A 20,707-nucleotide genomic window follows, 5' to 3' on the forward strand; every position below is an offset into this window, starting at 1 on the left:
GCCTGCCGTACGCACGCCGAAGGGCGCCTTCCCGGCGGGGAAGGCGCCCTTCGCGCGTGTGCTATTGCTGTGCGCCGGGGCGCACCAGCCCGCTCTCGTACGCGTACACCGCCGCCTGCACCCGGTCGCGCAGCCCCAGCTTGGTCAGCACATGGCCCACATGCGTCTTGACCGTCGTCTCGCTCACGAACAGATCCGCGGCGATCTCCGCGTTCGACAGCCCGCGGGCCACCAGCTTCAGCACCTCCACCTCACGCTCGGTCAGCGTGTGCAGCGTGTCCGGAACCGGCTCGTCGCCCGAGGGCAGATGCGTGGCGTACTTGTCGAGCAGCCGGCGCGTGATGCTCGGCGCGAGCATCGCCTCACCGGCCGCCACCACGCGAATGGCCTGCACCAGCTCATTGGCCGGGGCGTCCTTCAGCAGGAACCCGCTGGCGCCCGCCCGCAGCGCCTCCACCACGTACTCGTCGAGATCGAACGTCGTCAGCACCAGCACCTTCGCCGGGCCGTCCCGGCCGGGACCGGTGATCTGCCGCGTCGCCTCCACCCCGTCCATCCGCGGCATGCGGATGTCCATCAGAACCACATCGGGCTGCAGGGCCCGCACCTGATCGAGCGCCTGCAGACCGTCACCGGCCTCACCGACGACCGCGATGTCCTGCTCCGCCTCCAGGATCATCCGGAAGCCCGTACGCAGCAGGGGCTGGTCGTCGACCAGTAGGACGCGGATGGCCACGTGAGTCTCCTTCGCTAGTCCGGCCCCATTCTGCCCTGCTCGCCCACCGCCGACTCGGGCGCCCTCAACGGCGGTTCGACCGGAACCGCCACCGTCACCGCCAGCGGATAGGGCGGGGGAGTGCCGCCGAACTCCGGACAGTGCGCCTGGTGGTCGCACCAGCCGCACAGCTTCGTGGGCCGCGGCCGCCAGTCGCCCGTCTCCGTCGCCTGCCGGATCGCCTCCCACAGCGCCAGCAGCTTGCGCTCCACGCGCTCAAGATCCGCCGGCACCGGGTCGTACGTCAGCACGTCACCGCTGCCGAGATACACCAGCTGCAGCCGGCGCGGGATCACCTGCTTCAGCCGCCAGACGACCAGCGCGTAGAACTTCATCTGGAACAGCGCACCCTCGGCGTACTCCGGCCGGGGCGCCTTGCCCGTCTTGTAGTCGACGATCCGCACCTCGCCGGTCGGCGCCACGTCCACCCGGTCGATGATCCCGCGCAACCGCAGCCCGGACTCCAGCTCGGCCTCGACGAACAGCTCACGCTCGGCGGGCTCCAGCCGGGTCGGGTCCTCCAGCGTGAACCACCGCTCCACGAGCCGCTCCGCCTCACCCAGCCAGCGCGCGAGCCGCTCGCCCTCCGGGTCGTCCGCGAACAGCTCCACGACCTCCGGGCGCGACTCCCGCAGCCGGTCCCACTGGCCGGGGATCAACGACTTGGCGCGCGGCGGTGTCCGCTCACCCGCCGGAGCGTCGAACAGCCGCTCCAGCACCGCATGCACCAGGGTCCCCCTGGTCGCCGCCTCGCTCGGCTTCTCCGGCAGCCGGTCGATCACCCGGAACCGGTACAGCAGCGGGCACTGCATGAAGTCACTGGCCCGCGAGGGCGACAGCGAGACCGGCGCTATGGCCGTCCCGGCCGGGACGGAGTCCACGGACTCCCCGGACGGTGTGGTCACGGCCTGCGCTGCGCTCTCGGTGCTGGTCTCCATGCCCCAAGACCTTACGGCCCACCACTGACAGTCACCCAGCCGCAGGGGTGCCGGGGCGGAACGCGACGGGCAGGCCGCATACCATCGACCCGAGACCCTTCCGCCCGGCAGGCGCGGAGGACGCTTCGAACGAGGGGACACCGTGGACCAGAGCGGCGGGAGCGGCCAGCCGCGGCCGGACGACAAGGACCCGGCCGAGCACCAGCCAGCCCACAGGACCCCGCCCTCGGCCGACCCAGCCCCCGAAGAGCCCCCGGCGGCGACCGGCACGCCCAGCCCCGACGCCCCCCGCACCCCGGCCGAGCCCGACCTCTCGAAGAACACGCCCCGATCGGCGGGCGACGTACAGAGCGGGACGGCCCCCACCGAGGACACCGCACCTGCCGCGCCCGGCGGCGAGACCGCGCCTTCCGCACCTGGCGACGGCACGGTGCCTGCCGTTCCCTCCGCGCCTGGCGGTGAGACCGCATCCGACGCGCTTGACGACGGCACCGCGCCTCCCGCCTCCGGCGACGGCACTTCGTCCGCTGTCCCCTCTGCGTCTGGCGGTGAGACCGCATCCGGCGCCTCCGGCAACAGCACTGCGCCCTCGGCCTCCGGTGACGGCGCTGCGGCCGCTGTGCCCTCAGTGCGCGGCGGCAACGCCGCACCCACTGCGCCCGGCGGTGACACCGCGCCTTCCGCCTCTGGTGACGGCACTGCGTCCGCCGCCCCCTCCGCGCCTGGTGGTGAGACCGTATCCGGCGCCTCTGGCGATGGCACCGCGCCTTCCGCCTCCGGTGACCGCACTGCCCCCTCCGCGCCTGGTGGCGAGACCGTATCCGGCGCCTCTGGCGATGGCACCGCGCCTTCCGCCTCCGGTGACCGCACTGCCCCCTCCGCGTCCGGTGGCGAGACCGTATCCGGCGCCTCCCGCGACGGCACTGCGTCCCCCACCCCCGGCGACCGCCCCGCCCCCACCGGCGACACCACACCCCCCACCCGCACCACCCCCGGCCACGGCCCCCGCACGGAGGCACACAGCCACCACGACCCCGCCCCCGGCAAGGGGCGCCCCGCGCAACGGGAACCCGGCGGGGGCATCCTGATGGGCCGGCCCTTCGGCGTGCCCGTCTACGTCGCGCCCAGCTGGTTCCTCGTCGCCGCGCTGATCACGTGGGTGTTCGGCGGCCAGCTCGACCGGGTCCTGCCCGAACTGGGGGCCGCCCGCTACCTGGTGTCCCTCTTCTTCGCGGTCGCCTTCTACGCCTCGGTCCTCGTCCACGAGCTCGCCCACACCGTCGCCGCGATCCGCTTCAAGCTCCCGGTCCGCCGCATCCAGCTCCAGTTCTTCGGCGGCGTCTCCGAGATCGAGAAGGAGGCCGAGACACCGGGCCGCGAGTTCGTCCTCGCCTTCGTCGGCCCGCTGCTCTCCCTCGTCCTGGCCGGCCTCTTCTACGCCGCCATGCAGACCGTCGAACCCGGCACCGTCCCCGGCGTCCTGCTCGCCGGCCTGATGATCTCCAACCTCATCGTGGCCGCGTTCAACCTCCTGCCCGGCCTCCCCCTCGACGGCGGCCGCATGCTGCGCGCCGTCGTATGGAAGCTCACCGGCAAACCCATGAGCGGCACCATCGCCGCCGCCTGGTTCGGCCGCGCCCTCGCCGTCGCCGTACTGATCGGCCTGCCGCTGCTCACCCAGTCCGGCGCCCTCGGCTCCGACGCCGTCGACAACGTCGGCATGGACACCGTCATGGACGCCCTGCTCGCCGCCATCCTCGCCGCGATCATCTGGACCGGCGCCGGCAACAGCCTGCGCGTCGCCCGCCTGCGCGAGCACCTGCCCGAACTGCGCGCCCGCACCCTCACCCGGCGCGCCGTACCCGTGCAGACCGACACCCCCCTGTCCGAGGCGCTGCGCCAGGCCAACGCCGCCGGCGCCCGCGCCCTGGTCGTCGTCGACGCCGACGGCCACCCCCTCTCCCTCGTCCGCGAGGCCGCCATCGTCGGCGTACCCGAACACCGCCGCCCCTGGGTCCCGGTCAGTGGACTCGCCCAGGACCTCACCGACGGCATGCGCGTCTCCGCCGAGCTCGCGGGGGAGGAACTCCTGGAGGTGCTGCGGGCCACCCCCGCCACCGAGTACCTCGTCGTCGAGGACACCGGCGAGATCTACGGCGTCCTGTCCGCCGCCGACGTCGAGCGCGCCTTCGTCAAGGCCATGGCCCGCCCCAGCTAGTGGTCTGCGGCCCCCGCAAACCCCGGTAGGCTGGTCACATGTCCGAACCGACCGGTGCCGCCCGCAGGCGCGGGCCCTTCAAGGTCGGGGACCAGGTACAGCTGACCGACCCCAAGGGCCGCCACTACACGTTCACGCTCGAAGCCGGGAAGAACTTCCACACCCACAAGGGCAGCTTCCCGCACGACGAACTGATCGGCGCTCCCGAGGGCAGCGTTGTCCGCACCACCGGAAACGTCGCCTACCTCGCGCTGCGCCCCCTGCTCCCCGACTACGTCCTGTCCATGCCCCGCGGGGCAGCCGTCGTCTACCCGAAGGACGCGGGGCAGATCCTCGCCTTCGCCGACATCTTCACCGGCGCACGCGTCGTCGAGGCCGGCGTCGGCTCCGGCTCGCTCAGCAGCTTCCTGCTGCGCGCCATCGGCGACGACGGCATGCTGCACTCCTACGAGCGCCGCGAGGACTTCGCCGAGATCGCCAAGCAGAACGTGGAGCGCTACTTCGGCGGCCCGCACCCCGCCTGGCAGCTCACCGTCGGCGACCTCCAGGACAACCTGTCCGACACCGACGTCGACCGCGTCATCCTCGACATGCTCGCCCCCTGGGAGTGCCTGGAGGCCGTCTCCAAGGCGCTCGTCCCCGGCGGCATCCTGTGCTGCTACGTCGCGACCACCACCCAGCTCGCCCGGACCGTCGAGTCCATCCGCGAGATCGGCTGCTTCAACGAGCCGACCGCCTGGGAGACGATGATCCGCAACTGGCACATCGAGGGCCTCGCCGTCCGCCCGGACCACCGGATGATCGGCCACACCGGCTTCCTCCTCACCGCCCGCCGCCTCGCCGACGGCGTCGAGCCGCCCATGCGCCGACGCCGCCCCGCCAAGGGCGCCTACGGCGAGGACTACTCCGGCCCCAACGCCGACGGAGGCATCGGCCGCTGACGCGGCCCGCCACACCGTCCAACGCCGCCGCGCCGTGGTGGAGTTCCCGTACACCAGCGGGAACTCCACCACGGCGCTTCGTCGTTCACACCGGGCATTGACACCGTGCCAGGCCCACCCAGCGGTCCCGCGTGACAACCGGCACCCCGCCGTTCCCCCGCGCTGTGACGTGTGGCACCATGCAGGCCACCCCCCCACCGGCACAGCCCTCACGGGAGACACTCCTAGTGCAGCAATCCGCCGTCCCGGAACTGGCACACACGCACACCCACCCGATCCACTGGCTCGCCACCGCGACCGCCGTCGCCGGAGTCGTGGCCCTCTCCTCCGTGCTCCAGCCCGAGTCGGCGACCGCCGCCCAGGCACCCGGCACCGCACCCAAGTCCGCCCCGGCCGCCGCCGCGCCCCCCGCCACCACCGGCGTCGACTTCCCCCTGGACTGCGGCCCGGTGAAGCTCGTCGTCGCCAAGAAGGCGACCGGAGACCTCGACGGGGACGGCCGGCCCGAGACCGTCGCCGTCGTCCACTGCGACGCCGGAATGAGCACCCCGCCCGACGGCGTCTACGTCCTCACGCAGGGCGCCGGCGCCCCCCACGCGCGCGTGGTCGCCACACTCGTCGACCCCAAGGACCGCACCAAGGTCACCGACCTCGCCGTACGCTCCGGCACAGTCCGCGCGAGCCTGCTCGGCTACTCCACGCCGGACGTGCCCACCTGCTGCCCCGACGTCACCGACAACGCGAAGTGGCAGTGGAAGAACGGAGCGTTCGTCCGCTCGACACCCTCCGAGGCACGCAGCGTCTGACACCGGCCACCGGCAGGTGTGAGAAATCAGACATTGGTGACAAGCCGTGAAGGTGCGGTCACCCGGCGTCCGGACCGAACACCTCGACCCTGTCCGAAACGCGCCGCACATGGATGCACTCGCCCGGACACTCCTTCGCCGAGTCCACCACATCCGCCAGCAGCGGCAACGGCACCGGCGTGGTCGCCCCCTGCTCCTGCAACAGCTCGTCCTGCGGGCTCTTCACATACGCCAGACCGTCGATGTCCAGCTCGAACACCTCGGGCGCGTACTGCACACAGATGCCGTCGCCGGTGCACAGGTCCTGGTCGATCCAGACCTCCAGCGCCTCGCCGGCGACTGCGGCGTCCTGCTGCACGGTCATCTCTCCTGCCATTTTCGTTCGCCGGACCTTTCGGGAACCTTCCAGGCCCTGACGGGTGTTGAACACCTTGACCCTACCTCCGCCCGCTTCCCCACCCGCTTGTGTGGGTATCCCCCTGGCGTGAGGGAGAGCGCAAGGGTGAAGATCGGACACACCCCGACAGTCTTTGTGATCTAGGGGTTTCAATCGACACCCGCCCAGGTAGGGTCTGGAAGCGTCCAGCTCCCCTTGGAGGAGGTGAGGACCGTGGCAGCCCACGACGACGACATGAACCGCGGCATCCGCCCGGGACGAGGGTCCGAAGACCCGGCCGGGCAGATCGCCTACCTTGAGCAGGAGATCGCCGTCCTGCGACGCAAGCTCGCCGACTCTCCGCGACACACGAGGATTCTCGAAGAGCGGATCGTCGAGCTGCAGACCAACCTGGCCGGCGTGTCCGCCCAGAACGAGCGACTCGCGAACACCCTGCGCGAGGCCCGCGACCAGATCGTGGCCCTCAAGGAAGAAGTCGACCGGCTCGCCCAGCCACCGGCCGGCTTCGGAGTCTTCCTGGAGGCCAACGAGGACGGCACCGCCGACATCTTCACCGGCGGCCGCAAACTCCGGGTCAACGTGAGCCCGAGCGTCGAACTCGACGACCTCCGGCGCGGCCAGGAAGTCATGCTCAACGAAGCACTCAACGTGGTCGAAGCCATGGAGTTCGAGCGCGTCGGGGACATCGTCACCCTCAAGGAGATCCTCGAGGACGGCGAACGCGCCCTGGTGCTCGGGCACACCGACGAGGAACGGGTGGTACGGCTCGCCGAGCCGCTGCTGGACGTCACCATCCGCCCCGGCGACGCCCTGCTGCTCGAACCCCGCTCCGGCTACGTCTACGAGATCGTCCCCAAGAGCGAGGTCGAAGAACTCGTCCTCGAAGAAGTCCCCGACATCGGCTACGAGCAGATCGGCGGCCTCGGCAACCAGATCGAGGCCATCCGCGACGCGGTCGAACTGCCCTACCTCTACCCCGACCTCTTCAAGGAGCACGAACTGCGGCCGCCCAAGGGCGTCCTGCTGTACGGGCCCCCCGGATGCGGAAAGACGCTCATCGCCAAGGCCGTCGCCAACTCGCTGGCCAAAAAGGTCGCCGAGGTCACCGGCCAGGCCGCCGGCAAGAGCTTCTTCCTCAACATCAAGGGCCCCGAGCTCCTCAACAAGTACGTCGGAGAAACCGAGCGCCAGATCCGGCTCGTCTTCCAGCGAGCCCGCGAGAAGGCCTCCGAAGGCACCCCCGTCATCGTCTTCTTCGACGAGATGGAGTCCCTCTTCCGCACCCGCGGCTCCGGCGTCAGCTCGGACGTGGAGAACACCATCGTCCCGCAGCTCCTCGCCGAGATCGACGGCGTGGAAGGCCTGCAGAACGTGGTCGTCATCGGCGCCTCCAACCGCGAGGACATGATCGACCCCGCCATCCTGCGGCCCGGCCGACTCGACGTGAAGATCAAGATCGAGCGCCCCGACGCCGAAGCCGCCAAGGACATCTTCGGCAAGTACCTGACCGAGCGCCTCCCGCTGCACGCCGACGACCTCGGCGAACACGGCGGCGACAAGACCACCACCGTCCAGAGCATGATCCAGACGGCAGTGGAACACATGTACGCCGAATCCGAGGAAAACCGCTTCCTCGAGGTCACCTACGCCAACGGCGACAAGGAAGTCCTCTACTTCAAGGACTTCAACTCCGGCGCCATGATCGAAAACATCGTGGGCCGCGCCAAGAAGATGGCGATCAAGGAATTCCTCGACAACAACCAGAAGGGCCTCCGCGTCTCCCACCTCCTCCAGGCCTGCGTGGACGAGTTCAAGGAGAACGAGGACCTGCCCAACACCACCAACCCCGACGACTGGGCCCGCATCTCCGGAAAGAAGGGCGAGCGGATCGTCTACATCCGCACCCTCATCACCGGAAAGCAGGGCGCCGACACCGGACGCTCCATCGACACGGTGGCCAACACCGGACAGTACCTGTAAAAAACAGGGCGGCTGCGGGTGCCCTCCACCGGGTACCCGCAGCCGACTGTTTTCCGGGCTGAATTTTGGGCACGGCCGGACCAAGGCAATGACGCAAATGATCTCCACACCAGCGCAGAGCCGTTCTAGGCTCTTCGGTACCGCCGAGTCGCGCAGTGCGGGGACGGGCACCGCACACGCAACCCAGCGCCAGCGGTATCTGAGCGGCGCCCACGACCGAGGACGCCGCCGGGCAAGGAGGGCCGCATGACCGTACGGCGAGTAATGGGCATCGAGACGGAGTACGGCATCTCCGTCCCCGGCCACCCCAACGCCAATGCCATGCTCACCTCGTCCCAGATCGTCAACGCCTACGCGGCGGCGATGCACCGGGCCCGCCGGGCCCGCTGGGACTTCGAGGAGGAGAACCCGCTCCGCGACGCGCGGGGCTTCGACCTCGCCCGCGAGGCCGCCGACTCCAGCCAGCTCACCGACGAGGACATCGGCCTGGCCAACGTCATCCTCACCAACGGCGCACGGCTCTACGTCGACCACGCCCACCCCGAATACAGCGCCCCCGAGGTCACCAACCCCCGCGACGCCGTCCTGTGGGACAAAGCCGGCGAACGCATCATGGCCGAAGCCGCCGAACGCGCAGCCCAGCTCCCCGGCGCCCAGCCCATCCACCTCTACAAGAACAACACCGACAACAAAGGCGCCTCCTACGGCACGCACGAGAACTACCTGATGAAGCGGGAAACCCCCTTCTCGGACATCGTGCGCCACCTCACCCCCTTCTTCGTCTCCCGCCAGGTCTTCGCCGGAGCAGGCCGCGTCGGCATCGGCCAGGACGGCCACGAACACGGCTTCCAGCTCAGCCAGCGCGCCGACTACTTCGAAGTCGAAGTCGGCCTGGAGACGACCCTCAAGCGCCCCATCATCAACACCCGCGACGAACCCCACGCCGACGCCGAGAAATACCGCCGCCTCCACGTGATCATCGGCGACGCCAACCTCTCCGAGATCTCGACCTACCTGAAACTGGGCACGACCGCCCTCGTCCTGTCCATGATCGAAGACGGCTTCATCGCCGTCGACCTCGCCGTCGACCAGCCCGTACGCACCCTCCACCAGGTCAGCCACGACCCCTCCCTGAAGCGGCTCGTCACTCTGCGCAGCGGCCGCACCCTAACCGCCGTACAACTTCAGATGGAGTACTACGAGCTGGCGCGCAAATACATCGAGGAACGCTACGGCGCCGACGCCGACGAGCAGACCAAGGACGTCCTGGCCCGCTGGGAGGACACCCTCACACGCCTGGAGAACGACCCCATGAGCCTCGCCGGCGAACTCGACTGGGTCGCCAAGCGCGAGGTCATGGAGGGCTACCGGCGCCGCGACAACCTCGACTGGGACGCCGCCCGCCTGCACCTCGTCGACCTCCAGTACGCCGACGTACGCGCCGAGAAGGGCCTCTACAACCGCCTCGTCGCCCGCGGCCGCATGAAGCGGCTCCTCGACGAGCAGGACGTCGAGCGGGCCAAGTCCACGCCCCCCGAGGACACCCGCGCCTACTTCCGCGGCCGCTGCCTGGAGCAGTACGCCGACGACGTCGCTGCCGCCTCCTGGGACTCGGTCATCTTCGACCTCCCCGGCCGCGACTCCCTCCAGCGCGTCCCAACCCTGGAACCGCTACGCGGAACGCGAAATCACGTCAAGGAGCTCCTGGACCGCTGCCGCACCGCGGAAGACCTGGTCAGGGTGCTCTCGGGCGGCTGAACGGGTACTCGGACCGTCCCGGGCGCGAGGGTGGAAAACCCGCCGTCCGGGAATCATCGAGGTGGCCCTCGTACGTTCTTCGAACTACAGGGCCGATGTCAGACCCGGCTAGTAGGGTCTGATCATCACCGATCGGCAGGAAAGCCGACCTGTCGACCATGTCGGGCAACTGAGCGGGGTGAAGGTTATGGCAACCAAGGACACCGGCGGCGGCCAGCAGAAGGCCACGCGCTCCACCGAGGAAGTCGAGGAGCAGGCGGCGGAAGCCCAGGCTTCGGAGGACCTCAAGGAGCGCCACGAGAAGCTGAGCGACGACGTGGACTCGGTCCTCGACGAAATCGATGACGTACTCGAGGAGAACGCAGAGGACTTCGTGAGGTCCTTCGTTCAGAAGGGTGGCCAGTAGGTCGCTTTTGCCTTCGATTCAAAGGTCGACGGGGTGGGGCGGTGGCAGGTGGCTCGGAAGTGAAGCGCTGTGCGCGGTGCGGCATGACCAAGCCGCGCGCGGCCTTCGCCCGTAAGCGTACGAACCTCGATGGCCTTCAGCATCGCTGTCGCAATTGCGCTGCCGACTCCGACAGGCGGCGGCAACAGGCCATGGGGAGGACGCTCCCGCCGCGTGACGCTGTGCCACCTGGTCACAAGCATTGCCAGGGTTGCGGAGAGGTCAAGCCGCACTCCGAATGGGAGCGCAATGGGTCCTCGTCGGACAGCTGGGCTAGCTCCTGCCGTCCTTGCCGGGCGGAGCGCAACCAGATCAGCTACTTCAAGGTCAAGTACGGCCTCACCAAGGGCGAGCGCGACGAGATGGTCGCGTCTCAAGGTGGTGTCTGCTGCATCTGTCTGTCGGCTCCTGCCGTGCATGTGGATCACTGCCACAAGACGGGTAGGGTCCGTGGCGTACTGTGCTTCAACTGCAATTCGGCCATCGGCAAGTTGGGAGACGATCCCGACGCCGTACGTAGGGCCGCTGCCTACCTGGAAGGAATCGCGTGGAAGCCAACACTCGTAGCACCGGGCGTCTACCAGCTGCCTTCCTGACGCCAGGATCCTCCTCGTTCATGGACTTCCTCTCCGAGCACCAGCCGGAGCTGCTGCCGGGGAAGCGGCAACTGCCGCCGACGCAGGGCGTGATCGAGGCGCCGCATGGGACGACGATCGTCGCCGTGGCCTTCCCCGGGGGCGTGGTGCTGGCCGGTGACCGGCGGGCGACCATGGGGAATGTGATCGCTCAGCGGGACATCGAGAAGGTGTTCCCGGCGGACGAGTACTCGGCCGTCGGTATCGCCGGCACGGCCGGTCTCGCCGTGGAGATGGTGAAGCTGTTCCAGCTGGAGCTGGAGCACTTCGAGAAGGTCGAGGGCGCTCAGCTGTCGCTGGAGGGCAAGGCGAACCGGCTGTCGACGATGATCCGGTCGAACCTGGGCATGGCGATGCAGGGGCTGGCGGTCGTGCCGCTCTTCGCGGGGTACGACCTGGACCGTGCCAAGGGTCGGATCTTCTCCTACGACGTGACGGGTGGCCGTTCCGAGGAGCAGGGCTACGCCGCCACCGGCTCGGGCTCGATCTTCGCGCGGGGTGCGATGAAGAAGCTCTTCCGGGACGACCTGACCGAGGAGCAGGCGACCACGCTGGTCGTGCAGGCGCTGTACGACGCGGCTGACGACGACTCGGCGACCGGTGGTCCCGATGTCGCGCGCCGGATCTACCCGATCATCACCGTGATCACCGAGGACGGCTTCCGCCGGCTCACCGAGGACGAGGCCTCGCAGATCGCACGCGCCGTGCTGGAGCGCCGGCTGGAGCAGCCGGACGGTCCGCGGGCCGCGTTGCTGTAGCGGGCCGCTGCTTGTTGCAAGGTGATCCAGTGATTTCGACAGAAAGGGACGGATAACCGGTGTCGACGCCGTTCTATGTCTCACCTCAGCAGGCCATGGCCGACCGGGCGGAGTACGCCCGTAAGGGCATCGCGCGGGGCCGCAGCCTGGTCGTGCTGCAGTTTGCCGACGGCATCGTGTTCGTCGGCGAGAACCCGTCCCGTGCGCTGCACAAGTTCAGCGAGATCTATGACCGGATCGGCTTCGCGGCCGCCGGTAAGTACAACGAGTACGAGAACCTGCGCATCGGCGGTGTGCGGTACGCGGATCTGCGGGGTTACACCTATGACCGTGGTGACGTGACCGCGCGTGGCCTGGCGAATGTGTACGCGCAGACGCTGGGCACGATCTTCTCCAGTGTGGGGGAGAAGCCGTACGAGGTGGAGCTGGTGGTGGCCGAGGTCGGCGAGACGCCGGAGTCGGACCAGATCTACCGGTTGCCGCACGATGGTTCGATCGTGGACGAGCACGGCTCGGTGGCGGTCGGCGGCAATGCCGAGCTGATCAGCAACTACCTGGACCAGCGCCACCGTGATGGCATGACCCTTGCGGAGGCCCTGAGGCTGGCGGTGCAGGCCCTGTCGCGGGAGTCGAACGGCACGCAGCGTGAGATCCCGGCGGAGCGGCTGGAGGTGGCGGTGCTGGACCGTACGCGGCCGCAGAAGCGGAAGTTCAGGCGGATCCAGGGCCGTCAGCTGGAGCGTCTGCTGGCGCAGCAGGAGGGTGCGGCGGCGGAGGTGGCCGAGGAGGGTTCCTCCGAGGAGGACTGAGTCCGGCCCTGCCGACATTGCACTGTGGAAGCCCCGCGCCTCGTTTCCGGCGCGGGGCTTCCGGCGTCTCGGTGGCGTCCCGGCGGCTCTCAGGAGGCTGGTGGAGGCGCTGTGGAGCCCCGTACGACGAGTTCGACGGGGATGTCGCCCGCGTCCGGTGTGCGGCCTTCCAGGACGGCCAGGAGGGCCTGCATGCCGCGTTCGCCGAAGAGCTCGGCGTCGAGGCGGACGGTGGTGAGTTCGGGGTCGATGGCGGTGGCGAGGCCGAGGTCGTCGATGCCGGTGACGGAGAGGTCGTCGGGGATGCGCAGGCCGAGGCGGCGGGCGGCTTTGTAGGTGCCGGCGGCGAGGAGGTCGTCGTCGCACAGGACGGCGGTGGGGCGGGGGCCGGGTCCGGTGAGGGCGGCTTCGGCGGCGGTGACGGCGCTGTCGATGGCGAGGGGGGCGCGGGCGGTCCGTACGGTGGTTCCGGGCCGGTCGGCGAGGTGTGCGGCGAGTTCCTGGGCGCGGATCTCGAAGGTCCAGGAGGGGACGTCGGCGGCGAGGTGCAGGAAGTGGTGGTGGCCGAGGTCGAGGAGGTGGTCGGTGGCTTGGCGGATGCCGTCGGCGATGTCGAGGTTGACGGTCGCGGCGCCGTGGCTGCCTTCGGGGTCGCTGTCGAGCATGACGAGGGGGAGCTGGTCGCCGCGGATGGGGGTGAGGGCGTCGGCGGCCATGGAGGAGGCGATGACGCCGTCGAGGGCGGCCTGGGCGGAGGCGAAGGGGTCGCGGGCGGGGCCGATGCCTTCGGGGGAGGGGTAGAGGACGACTCCGAAGCCGCTTTCGGCGGCCACGCGCGCGGCGCCGGTGTAGACGCCGGCGAAGAATTCGGTGGTGAGGGCGGGGACGACGAGCAGGACGGTGCGGGTGTGGCCGAGGCGGAGGTTGCGGGCGGCGAGGTTGGGCCGGTAGCCGAGTTCCTGGGCGGCTTGGCGTACGCGTTCGGCGGTGGTTTCGGAGACGCGGCCGCGCCATTTGTCGCCGAGGACGAGTGAGACGGCGGCCTGGGAGACGCCGGCGGCCTGGGCGACGTCCCGGCTGGTGGGGCGTGTACGGCCGTGTGCCACCGTGAGCCTTCTCTTTCGTCTGGACTCGTGAACAGCGCACATGGTACGTATGACAGACGACGTTATACGTAAAACCTCAGCCGGAAGGGCGGATCATGGCCGCGGGATACCTGGAGATCCTCAGGGCGAAGCACGCCACCCGGCTGCTGGTGGGCACGCTGGTGGGCCGGCTGCCCAACGCCACGGCGGCGATCGCGATCGTGCTGTTCGTGCGTGCCGAGGGTGGCACCTACAGCCTCGCGGGCGCCCTGGCGGCGGTCTACGGCGTGGCGAACGCCGTGGGCCAGCCGGTGCTGGGCCGTCTGGTCGACCTGTACGGGCAGCCGCGTGTGCAGCTGCCCGCGGCGCTGGCGTCGGCCCTCGCGATGACCGCGTTCGCGTTCACCGGCACGGACCTGCTGGGTCTGTCGTACGCGGCCGTGGCCTTCGCGGGTCTGTTCACTCCGCCGCTGGAGGGCGGGCTTCGGGCTCTGTGGCCGTCGGTGCTGCGGCGTGAGGAGCAGGTGCACACGGCGTACGCGATGGACGCGGTGGCGCAGGAGGTGATGTTCACCGTCGGCCCGCTGCTGGTGACCCTGTGTGTGTCGTTGTGGTCGGCGCAGGCCGCGGTGGTGGTGCTGAGCGTCCTCGGGGTGCTCGGCGCGCTGTCGGTGGTGGTGTCGGCGCCCTCGCGCGCGTGGCGCTCGGCCCCGCGGGAGGCGCACTGGCTGGGTGCCCTGCGCTCGCCGGGTTTGGTGGCGCTGCTCGCGGCGTTCCTGTTCATCGGGATGGCGCTGGGGTCGATCACGGTGGCCGCGGTGCCGTACGCCGACGAGCACGGCGGGGACGCGGTGTACGGCTGGATGATGGCGGCGCTGGGGCTGGGCGCGCTGGTGGGCGGCACGGTGTACGGGGCGCGGCAGTGGGCGGGCGCGGCCGAGCGGCGACTGCGGGTGCTGGTGGCGTTTCTGGCGGTGTGTTACCTGCCGCTGACGTCGATGCCCGGTGCCGTCGCGATGGTGGCGCTGACCGCGCTGGCGGGCGTGTTCCTGGCGCCGGCCATCGCGTGCGCGTTCGTCATCGTCGACCGGCATGCGCCGAGCGGCACGGTGACGGAGGCGTTCTCCTGGCTGGTGACGACGTTCACGGTCGGCGCGTCGGTGGGAACGGGCCTGGCCGGGCCGGTCGTCGAGGCGGGTGGGGCGGTGTGGGGTTTCGTGGTGCCGGGTGCGGCGGGTGCGGTGTCGTGGCTGGTGCTGGCGGCCACCGGGCGGGTCCTCGCAGCTCCCGTCCGGGGTGCGGTCGTTGCGGCTTCATCGGAAAATGATCCAAATCGTGCCGTCGAACCCCGTTTCAGCTCGGGGGATCGGGCGTAATGTTCAGTCATGGACCGCCGCATTTTCGGGCTGGAGAACGAGTACGGCGTCACGTGCACGTTCAGGGGACAGCGCCGTCTGTCGCCTGACGAGGTGGCGCGGTACCTCTTCCGCCGTGTCGTGTCATGGGGCCGCAGCAGCAATGTCTTTCTGCGGAACGGCGCCCGCCTCTATCTCGATGTCGGGTCACATCCGGAATACGCGACACCCGAATGTGACAACGTGACCGAGCTGGTCACTCACGACAAGGCCGGCGAGCGCATTCTCGAGGGACTCCTGGTGGACGCGGAACGACGCCTGCACGAGGAGGGAATCGCAGGCGACGTCTACCTGTTCAAGAACAACACCGACTCGGCCGGCAACTCCTACGGGTGCCATGAGAACTATCTGGTGGCCCGGCACGGGGAGTTCTCCCGGCTCGCGGACATTCTGATCCCGTTCCTGGTGACGAGGCAGCTGCTGTGCGGTGCGGGCAAGGTGCTGCAGACGCCGCGCGGTGCGGTGTACTGCGTCAGCCAGCGCGCGGAGCACATCTGGGAGGGTGTGTCCTCGGCGACGACCCGTTCGAGGCCGATCATCAACACGCGTGACGAGCCGCACGCGGACGCGGAGCGCTATCGCCGGCTGCATGTCATCGTCGGCGACTCGAACATGTCCGAGACGACCATGCTGCTGAAGGTCGGCGCGACCGACCTGGTGCTGCGCATGATCGAGGCGGGCACGGTGATGCGGGATCTGACCCTGGAGAACCCGATCCGGGCGATCCGCGAGGTCAGCCATGACATCACCGGGCGGCGCAAGGTGCGCCTGGCCAGTGGTCGGGAGGCGTCCGCGCTGGAGGTGCAGCGCGAGTACTACGAGAAGGCCGTGGACTTCTGTGAGCGGCGCGGCATCCGTACCGGCACGGTGGAGCAGGTGCTGGAGCTGTGGGGCCGCACCCTGGACGCGATCGAGACCGAGGACCTCGACCGGATCGGCACCGAGATCGACTGGGTGATGAAGTACAAGCTCATCGAGCGTTACCGGGCCAAGCACAACATGACGATGTCGCATCCGCGCGTGGCGCAGATAGACCTCGCCTACCACGACATCCACCGCCGTCGTGGCCTGTACTACCTGCTGGAGAAGAAGGGTCAAGCGGCCCGGATCTGCAACGACTTGAAGATCTTCGAGGGCAAGTCGGTTCCGCCGCAGACCACTCGGGCGCGGCTGCGCGGCGATTTCATCCGCCGGGCGCAGGAGCAGCGCCGTGATTTCACGGTCGACTGGGTGCACTTGAAGCTGAACGACCAGGCGCAGCGCACGGTGTTGTGCAAGGACCCGTTCCGTTCGGTGGACGACCGGGTGGAGAAGCTGATCGCCGGAATGTGAGCGAGGTGTTCCGGGTCTGTGCCGGAACGCAACACGGGCGCCGTACGTTTCTCGTACGGCGCCCTTCTCACGCCGTAGAGTTGCGCGCACGTCCATCCGACCAAGATCGACCGATTACGAGGCCCCCACCGTGCGCCGACGCTCCCTCATCCTTGCCGCCGTCCCCGCAGGACTGGTCACGCTCGCCGGTTGCGGCGACGAGAAGTCCGACTCGAGCAAGGCCAGCGACAGTGCGTCGCCGACGGCGCCCGAGTCGTCCGCCGCGCCGGCGCCGAAGATCGTGGAGGGTCCGCTGCCGGCGATCACGGCGGGTGTGAAGTTCGGCGAGAAGCCGACGGTCGCCAAGGGCAGTGGGCAGCCGTCGAAGGACCTGGCGGTGAAGACGCTCATCGCGGGCGGCGGCCGGACGGTCGCGGAGAACGACTATGTGCAGGCCCACTACCTCGGCCAGGTCTGGGACACCGCGAAGGTGTTCGACAACTCCTACGACCGCAAGACGCCGCTGATCATCCAGCTGGCGCAGGGCAGCATCATCGACGGCTGGCGTTACGGCCTGGCCGGCAAGAAGGTCGGCAGCCGTGTCGAGATGGCGGTGCCTCCGGCCCAGGGCTACGGCTCGCAGGGCAATGCGCAGGCGGGCATCAAGGGCACGGACACGCTGGTGTTCGTGGTCGACCTGAAGGCGACGTTCAACGGCACGAGCTCCGCCAAGGGCACCGAGGTCGCGCAGGAGAACAAGGACCTGCCCAAGGTGGGGACGAACACCGACGGCAAGGCCCCGTCCATCGAGATCCCCAAGGCCGACCCGCCGAAGAAGCTCGTGGCGAACTACATCATCGAGGGGGACGGCGAGGAGGTCGCCGCGGACAGCACGGTGCTGGTGCAGTACAAGGGCGTGCAGTGGGACGGCGGCAAGGAGTTCGACTCGACGTACAGCCGCAAGTCGCTGACGTCGTTCTCGCTGCAGCAGGTCGTCAAGGGCTGGTCGCAGGGGCTGACGGGCAAGAAGGTCGGCAGCCGGGTGCTCGTCGTGATCCCGCCGGAGCTGGGTTACGGCGACAACCCGCCGCAGGGCAGCGGTATCGAGAAGGGTGCCACGCTGGTGTTCACGGTGGACATCCTCGCCAAGATGTGACGCCGTGCCGACCCGGTCGCGGGCGGCGCGTGCCTGGGGATGAAAGACTGTGCGCGTTGCCTTTTCGTACACATGCAGGAGCTAGTGACGTGAACATCGACAAGCCCGAGATCGACTTCCCTGAGGGCGAGCCGCCGGCGGACCTCGAGATCAAGGACATCTGGGAGGGTGACGGCGAGGTCGCGAAGGCGGGTCAGACCGTCACCGTGCACTACGTCGGTGTCTCTTTCAGCACGGGCGAGGAGTTCGACGCCAGCTGGAACCGCGGTGCGCCGTTCCGCTTCCCGCTGGGTGGCGGCCGTGTCATCAAGGGCTGGGACCAGGGTGTGCAGGGCATGAAGGTCGGCGGGCGTCGTCAGCTGACCATCCCGGCCCACCTCGCCTACGGCGACCAGAGCCCGACTCCGGCCATCAAGCCCGGTGAGACGCTGATCTTCGTGGTCGACCTTCTCGGGGTCTGATCACACAGGGTCTGATCACTTGGGGTCCGATCGTCGTACGACCGGACCCGATCACCTGGGGTCCATGCCTGTCCGGGCATGGGCCCTCGGCTTTTGCCAGGGGACCGCGGAGCGGTACGGTCATCGGTCGGAAGCACCATAGGGAAGGCGAAGGGCATCGATGGCCATTGCCAAGGCCGAGCGGCTGATGAACCTGGCGTTGTGTCTGCTCGGGACGCGGCGGCCGCTCAGCAAGCGTGAGCTGAGGGAATCCATCGAGGCCTACGTCGAGGCCTTCGGGCCCGGCCAGGGTGCGGCCTTCCGGCCGGAGAGCGGGGCGGCCGGGAGCGACGACTCCTTCAACCGCATGTTCGAGCGGGACAAGGACGATCTGCGCGAGCTGGGCCTGGTCATCGAGACGGTCGAGAACCTGGACGGCGAGGTCGGGTACATGGCCCGCCGTGACTCCAACCGGCTGCCGCCGATCACCCTGGACGCCGAGGAGGCCGCGGCTCTCGGGCTCGCCGCCAAGGTGTGGCAGCAGGCGCGGCTGGCCGGTGCGGCCAGCGGGGCCCTGCAGAAGCTGCGGGCCGCGGGGCTGCCCGAGGACGTCGACCCGTACGAGGCGCATGGCGCGCTGGAGCCGCGTATCCCGGTGCACGAGGCCGCCTTCGAGCCGCTGATGCTGGCGTGCCGCGACCGTCGCCCGGTCGTCTTCGACTACCGCAAGGCGACCGCCGCCCACCCCGAGACCCGGCAGGTCGAGCCGTGGGCGCTGGAGTGCTGGCGCGGGCACTGGTACCTGGCCGGCTTCGACCGAGACCGGGGAGCCGAGCGGGTGTTCCGGCTGTCGCGGATCACCGGCAAGGTGCGCAGCCGCAGCGCCGCCTTCACCGCGCCCGTGCCGGACGTCGTCACGGTCCGGGAGACCGTCGCGAGCTGGGCGGGGGAGACCGCCGACCGCAGCGCGCGGATCCGGCTGCGGTCCGGCGCCGGTTACCCCCTTCGGGCGAAGGCCACCGTGGTGCGGGAACTCGGCGGCGGCTGGGACGAGTTGGAGATTCCGTACGGCCATGGGCTGGACGCCTGGCTGGTGGAGTTCGGGCCGGACGTGGTGGTGCTGGAGCCCGCCGAGCTGCGGGCCGATGTCGTGGACCGGCTGCGTGCCGTGGCCAAGGGCTGAGGGGGAGCGGGCAACAACGTGGCAGGCAAACCGGTCAGGCCCACGAACGCCATCGACCAGACCCGGCGGATGCTGTCGCTGGTGACCTATCTGCGCGAGCGCCCCGGCGCGCGCGTGGAGGACGTCGCCCGTGCCTTCGGCATCACCGAGGACGAGCTGGTCTCCGACCTCGACGTGCTGCCGATGTGCGGGACCAGCTTCCGCGGCGGAGATCTGCTCGACATCGACACCGACGGCGAGCGCATCTGGTGGCACAACCCGGCCGCGCTCGGCGCCGAGGCGGCCGAGCCGCTGCGGCTGGCCGCCGACGAGGCGACCGCGCTGCTGGTGGCCGCGCGGGCCGTGGCCACGCTGCCGGGGCTGCGCGAGAGCGACCGGCAGGCGCTGCTGCGGGCCACCGCCAAGGTGGAGACGGCCGCGGGTGAGGCCGCCGGGGCGAGCTCGCGTCTCTCGGTCACCTTCGAGTCCGAGGGCGGTGTCTTCGCGGACGTCGACCGGGCCATCTCCGAGCGGCGCCGGCTGTGGATCCGCTACTACTCCCCGGCGCGCGACGAGGTCACCGAGCGGGAGATCGACCCCATCCGGCTGGTCAGCGTCGGCCACACCTATGTCGAGGCGTGGTGCCGCCGCTCCGAGGCGCGCCGCACCTTCCGGCTCGACCGGGTCGCCGAGATCAGGATCCTCGACGAGCCGTCCGCGCCGCCGGAGATCGAGCTGCGCGACCTGTCCGAGGCGCTGGTGCAGCCCGCCGCCGAGGACCCGGAGGTCGTCATCGAGGTGGGGCCCGGCGGGCGCTGGGTCGCCGAGTACTACCCGCACGACAGCGCCGAGGAGCTGCCCGACGGCGGCCTGCGCATCACCCTGCGCACGCCCGACCCGGCCTCCCTCAAGCGCCTGGCGCTGCGGCTGGGCGCCGACGGCCGCATCGTCGCCCCGAGCGACCTGGCCGACACCGCCCGCCGGGCGGCCCGCGACGCGCTCGCGGCGTACGACGGCCTGGAAGCGCAGGGGAACGGTGTGCCCGGTGCGGCCCCGGGCGGACCGGTCGGTGCGTGCGTCGAGGGCTGCGGTGGGCAGGGCGACAGGCGGGAGCAGGGGCTTTGAGCGAGTCGATGCCGTCCGGGGGGCGGGGCATGTCGGTGGCCTCCGCGTTCGCGGGGATGAGAGGTGTGGCGCCCGTGGTGTTCCGGGCGGGCTGCCCGGACTGCCGGGGCCGCTTCGAGCTCGCCGCCGGTGCCCTGCGCCTGGCCATCGGCGCCTCCAGCCGCACCACCTTCTACTCCTTCACCTGCCCCGACTGCGGCGCGTCGGTGCGCAAGCCCGCGGGGGAGCGGATCGTGGAGCTGCTCACCGGGGGCGGCGTACGGACCCTGCGGCTGCATTCCACGGTCTAGGTCGGCTGCAGGCCACGGTGTAGGTCGGCTGCCTTCCTGGCCGCGGGACCGTCTAGGCTCGGCGTCATGTTCTGGCCGATGTTCGCGGTTGCCGTGGGTTTTCTTGGTCTCGCCGTCCTCGGCGTGTTCGCCGTGCGGGTGTTCCTGGAGGCGCAGCGCCTCGGCAGGCAGGTCACGGAGGCCGCCCGGCGCATCAACAGAGCGGCCGAGGATCTGGAGCGCGCGGCGGTCAGCACGGCCCGAGCCGTGGACTCGCTGTGAGA

Annotated in this window: 21 protein-coding genes; 17 read left to right on the forward strand and 4 right to left on the reverse strand. The window is 69.9% G+C overall.

The genetic code is table 11. The features are described from left to right. Positions 1 to 61 precede the first annotated feature (61 nt). Positions 62 to 736, reverse strand: a complete 675-nt coding sequence (locus RKD23_RS30370) for a response regulator transcription factor (RefSeq protein ID WP_356689794.1) — start codon at positions 734 to 736, stop codon at positions 62 to 64. Positions 737 to 750: 14 nt separating this feature from the next. Next, on the reverse strand, positions 751 to 1,713 hold the full coding sequence (locus tag RKD23_RS30375) for a RecB family exonuclease (protein WP_424856600.1): 963 nt from the start codon (positions 1,711 to 1,713) through the stop codon (positions 751 to 753). A gap of 619 nt (positions 1,714 to 2,332) precedes the next feature. Here RKD23_RS30375 and RKD23_RS30380 point away from each other — a divergent pair. The 3 genes from RKD23_RS30380 to RKD23_RS30390 all read left to right on the forward strand — a co-directional run bounded on the left by RKD23_RS30380 (position 2,333) and on the right by RKD23_RS30390 (position 5,678). Then, positions 2,333 to 3,931: a site-2 protease family protein gene (locus tag RKD23_RS30380; protein ID WP_424858371.1), complete on the forward strand. Its 1,599-nt coding sequence runs from the start codon at positions 2,333 to 2,335 to the stop codon at positions 3,929 to 3,931. 38 nt (positions 3,932 to 3,969) lie between these two features. Beyond that, a complete protein-coding gene (locus tag RKD23_RS30385) occupies positions 3,970 to 4,872 on the forward strand; it encodes a tRNA (adenine-N1)-methyltransferase (protein WP_424856601.1) in 903 nt (300 codons plus the stop codon). Positions 4,873 to 5,099: 227 nt separating this feature from the next. Next, on the forward strand, positions 5,100 to 5,678 hold the full coding sequence (locus RKD23_RS30390) for a hypothetical protein (protein ID WP_424856602.1): 579 nt from the start codon (positions 5,100 to 5,102) through the stop codon (positions 5,676 to 5,678). Between the two features lie 58 nt (positions 5,679 to 5,736). Here the strand turns inward: RKD23_RS30390 and RKD23_RS30395 are convergent, their stop codons facing one another. Beyond that, complete coding sequence (locus tag RKD23_RS30395) at positions 5,737 to 6,042, reverse strand: ferredoxin (protein ID WP_424856603.1); 306 nt, start codon at positions 6,040 to 6,042, stop codon at positions 5,737 to 5,739. Positions 6,043 to 6,288: 246 nt separating this feature from the next. On the opposite strand from RKD23_RS30395, the gene arc reads away from it, so the two are divergent. From arc to prcA, 6 genes are all read left to right on the forward strand, one after another. Beyond that, positions 6,289 to 8,055, forward strand: a complete 1,767-nt coding sequence (gene arc / locus RKD23_RS30400; RefSeq protein ID WP_404042860.1) for a proteasome ATPase — start codon at positions 6,289 to 6,291, stop codon at positions 8,053 to 8,055. 246 nt (positions 8,056 to 8,301) lie between these two features. Beyond that, the gene (gene dop, locus RKD23_RS30405) at positions 8,302 to 9,813 is read left to right on the forward strand and encodes a depupylase/deamidase Dop (RefSeq protein WP_404042862.1); all 1,512 of its coding nucleotides are present in this window, start codon (positions 8,302 to 8,304) and stop codon (positions 9,811 to 9,813) included. Positions 9,814 to 10,000: 187 nt separating this feature from the next. Continuing rightward, positions 10,001 to 10,219 carry a ubiquitin-like protein Pup gene (locus RKD23_RS30410; protein ID WP_062154959.1) on the forward strand — a complete coding sequence of 73 codons (219 nt, stop codon included), beginning with the start codon at positions 10,001 to 10,003 and terminating at the stop codon, positions 10,217 to 10,219. Between the two features lie 401 nt (positions 10,220 to 10,620). Then, positions 10,621 to 10,854 (forward strand): endonuclease VII domain-containing protein, encoded by a 234-nt coding sequence (locus tag RKD23_RS30415; RefSeq protein WP_424858372.1) that lies wholly within the window; start codon positions 10,621 to 10,623, stop codon positions 10,852 to 10,854. Beyond that, positions 10,806 to 11,651, forward strand: coding sequence for a proteasome subunit beta (gene prcB / locus RKD23_RS30420; RefSeq protein WP_424856604.1), 846 nt, complete (start codon positions 10,806 to 10,808; stop codon positions 11,649 to 11,651). The genes RKD23_RS30415 and prcB overlap by 49 nt, the downstream gene beginning before the upstream one ends. Positions 11,652 to 11,710: 59 nt before the next feature. Beyond that, on the forward strand, positions 11,711 to 12,460 hold the full coding sequence (prcA, locus tag RKD23_RS30425) for a proteasome subunit alpha (protein ID WP_424856605.1): 750 nt from the start codon (positions 11,711 to 11,713) through the stop codon (positions 12,458 to 12,460). A gap of 89 nt (positions 12,461 to 12,549) precedes the next feature. On the opposite strand, the gene RKD23_RS30430 is transcribed toward prcA, so the two are convergent. Beyond that, positions 12,550 to 13,608, reverse strand: a complete 1,059-nt coding sequence (locus RKD23_RS30430) for a LacI family DNA-binding transcriptional regulator (protein WP_424856606.1) — start codon at positions 13,606 to 13,608, stop codon at positions 12,550 to 12,552. Between the two features lie 53 nt (positions 13,609 to 13,661). Between RKD23_RS30430 and RKD23_RS30435 the strand changes: the two genes are divergently transcribed. The 8 genes from RKD23_RS30435 (at position 13,662) to RKD23_RS30470 (ending at position 20,705) form a co-directional block, all read left to right on the forward strand. After that, positions 13,662 to 14,921: an MFS transporter gene (locus tag RKD23_RS30435; protein ID WP_424856607.1), complete on the forward strand. Its 1,260-nt coding sequence runs from the start codon at positions 13,662 to 13,664 to the stop codon at positions 14,919 to 14,921. A gap of 9 nt (positions 14,922 to 14,930) precedes the next feature. Continuing rightward, positions 14,931 to 16,292 (forward strand): Pup--protein ligase, encoded by a 1,362-nt coding sequence (gene pafA, locus RKD23_RS30440; protein ID WP_194048080.1) that lies wholly within the window; start codon positions 14,931 to 14,933, stop codon positions 16,290 to 16,292. 130 nt (positions 16,293 to 16,422) lie between these two features. After that, complete coding sequence (locus tag RKD23_RS30445) at positions 16,423 to 17,427, forward strand: FKBP-type peptidyl-prolyl cis-trans isomerase (RefSeq protein WP_424856608.1); 1,005 nt, start codon at positions 16,423 to 16,425, stop codon at positions 17,425 to 17,427. Positions 17,428 to 17,516: 89 nt separating this feature from the next. Then, a complete protein-coding gene (locus RKD23_RS30450; RefSeq protein ID WP_424856609.1) occupies positions 17,517 to 17,888 on the forward strand; it encodes an FKBP-type peptidyl-prolyl cis-trans isomerase in 372 nt (123 codons plus the stop codon). 160 nt (positions 17,889 to 18,048) lie between these two features. Continuing rightward, entirely contained in the window at positions 18,049 to 19,050 is a 1,002-nt protein-coding gene (locus RKD23_RS30455; RefSeq protein ID WP_424856610.1) for a helix-turn-helix transcriptional regulator, read from the forward strand. An 18-nt stretch (positions 19,051 to 19,068) separates the two neighbouring features. Beyond that, positions 19,069 to 20,154: a helix-turn-helix transcriptional regulator gene (locus tag RKD23_RS30460; protein WP_424856611.1), complete on the forward strand. Its 1,086-nt coding sequence runs from the start codon at positions 19,069 to 19,071 to the stop codon at positions 20,152 to 20,154. 29 nt (positions 20,155 to 20,183) lie between these two features. Continuing rightward, entirely contained in the window at positions 20,184 to 20,444 is a 261-nt protein-coding gene (locus tag RKD23_RS30465) for a hypothetical protein (RefSeq protein ID WP_404042882.1), read from the forward strand. A 66-nt stretch (positions 20,445 to 20,510) separates the two neighbouring features. Then, positions 20,511 to 20,705, forward strand: a complete 195-nt coding sequence (locus tag RKD23_RS30470) for a hypothetical protein (RefSeq protein ID WP_424856612.1) — start codon at positions 20,511 to 20,513, stop codon at positions 20,703 to 20,705. The last annotated feature ends 2 nt before the right edge of the window (positions 20,706 to 20,707 follow it).

This window comes from Streptomyces sp. SAI-170, assembly GCF_049739565.1.
Lineage (GTDB): Bacteria > Actinomycetota > Actinomycetes > Streptomycetales > Streptomycetaceae > Streptomyces.

Coding starts and splice junctions, on each gene's coding strand:
- RKD23_RS30410 (WP_062154959.1), top strand. CDS start 10,001: ATGGCAACCAAGGACACCGGCGGCGGCCAGCAGAAGGCCACGCGCTCC.
- pafA (WP_194048080.1), top strand. CDS start 14,931: ATGGACCGCCGCATTTTCGGGCTGGAGAACGAGTACGGCGTCACGTGC.
- RKD23_RS30455 (WP_424856610.1), top strand. CDS start 18,049: ATGGCCATTGCCAAGGCCGAGCGGCTGATGAACCTGGCGTTGTGTCTG.
- RKD23_RS30470 (WP_424856612.1), top strand. CDS start 20,511: ATGTTCTGGCCGATGTTCGCGGTTGCCGTGGGTTTTCTTGGTCTCGCC.
- RKD23_RS30435 (WP_424856607.1), top strand. CDS start 13,662: ATGGCCGCGGGATACCTGGAGATCCTCAGGGCGAAGCACGCCACCCGG.
- RKD23_RS30385 (WP_424856601.1), top strand. CDS start 3,970: ATGTCCGAACCGACCGGTGCCGCCCGCAGGCGCGGGCCCTTCAAGGTC.
- dop (WP_404042862.1), top strand. CDS start 8,302: ATGACCGTACGGCGAGTAATGGGCATCGAGACGGAGTACGGCATCTCC.
- RKD23_RS30415 (WP_424858372.1), top strand. CDS start 10,621: ATGGTCGCGTCTCAAGGTGGTGTCTGCTGCATCTGTCTGTCGGCTCCT.
- RKD23_RS30375 (WP_424856600.1), bottom strand. CDS start 1,713: ATGGAGACCAGCACCGAGAGCGCAGCGCAGGCCGTGACCACACCGTCC.
- RKD23_RS30465 (WP_404042882.1), top strand. CDS start 20,184: ATGTCGGTGGCCTCCGCGTTCGCGGGGATGAGAGGTGTGGCGCCCGTG.
- RKD23_RS30430 (WP_424856606.1), bottom strand. CDS start 13,608: ATGTGCGCTGTTCACGAGTCCAGACGAAAGAGAAGGCTCACGGTGGCA.
- RKD23_RS30395 (WP_424856603.1), bottom strand. CDS start 6,042: ATGACCGTGCAGCAGGACGCCGCAGTCGCCGGCGAGGCGCTGGAGGTC.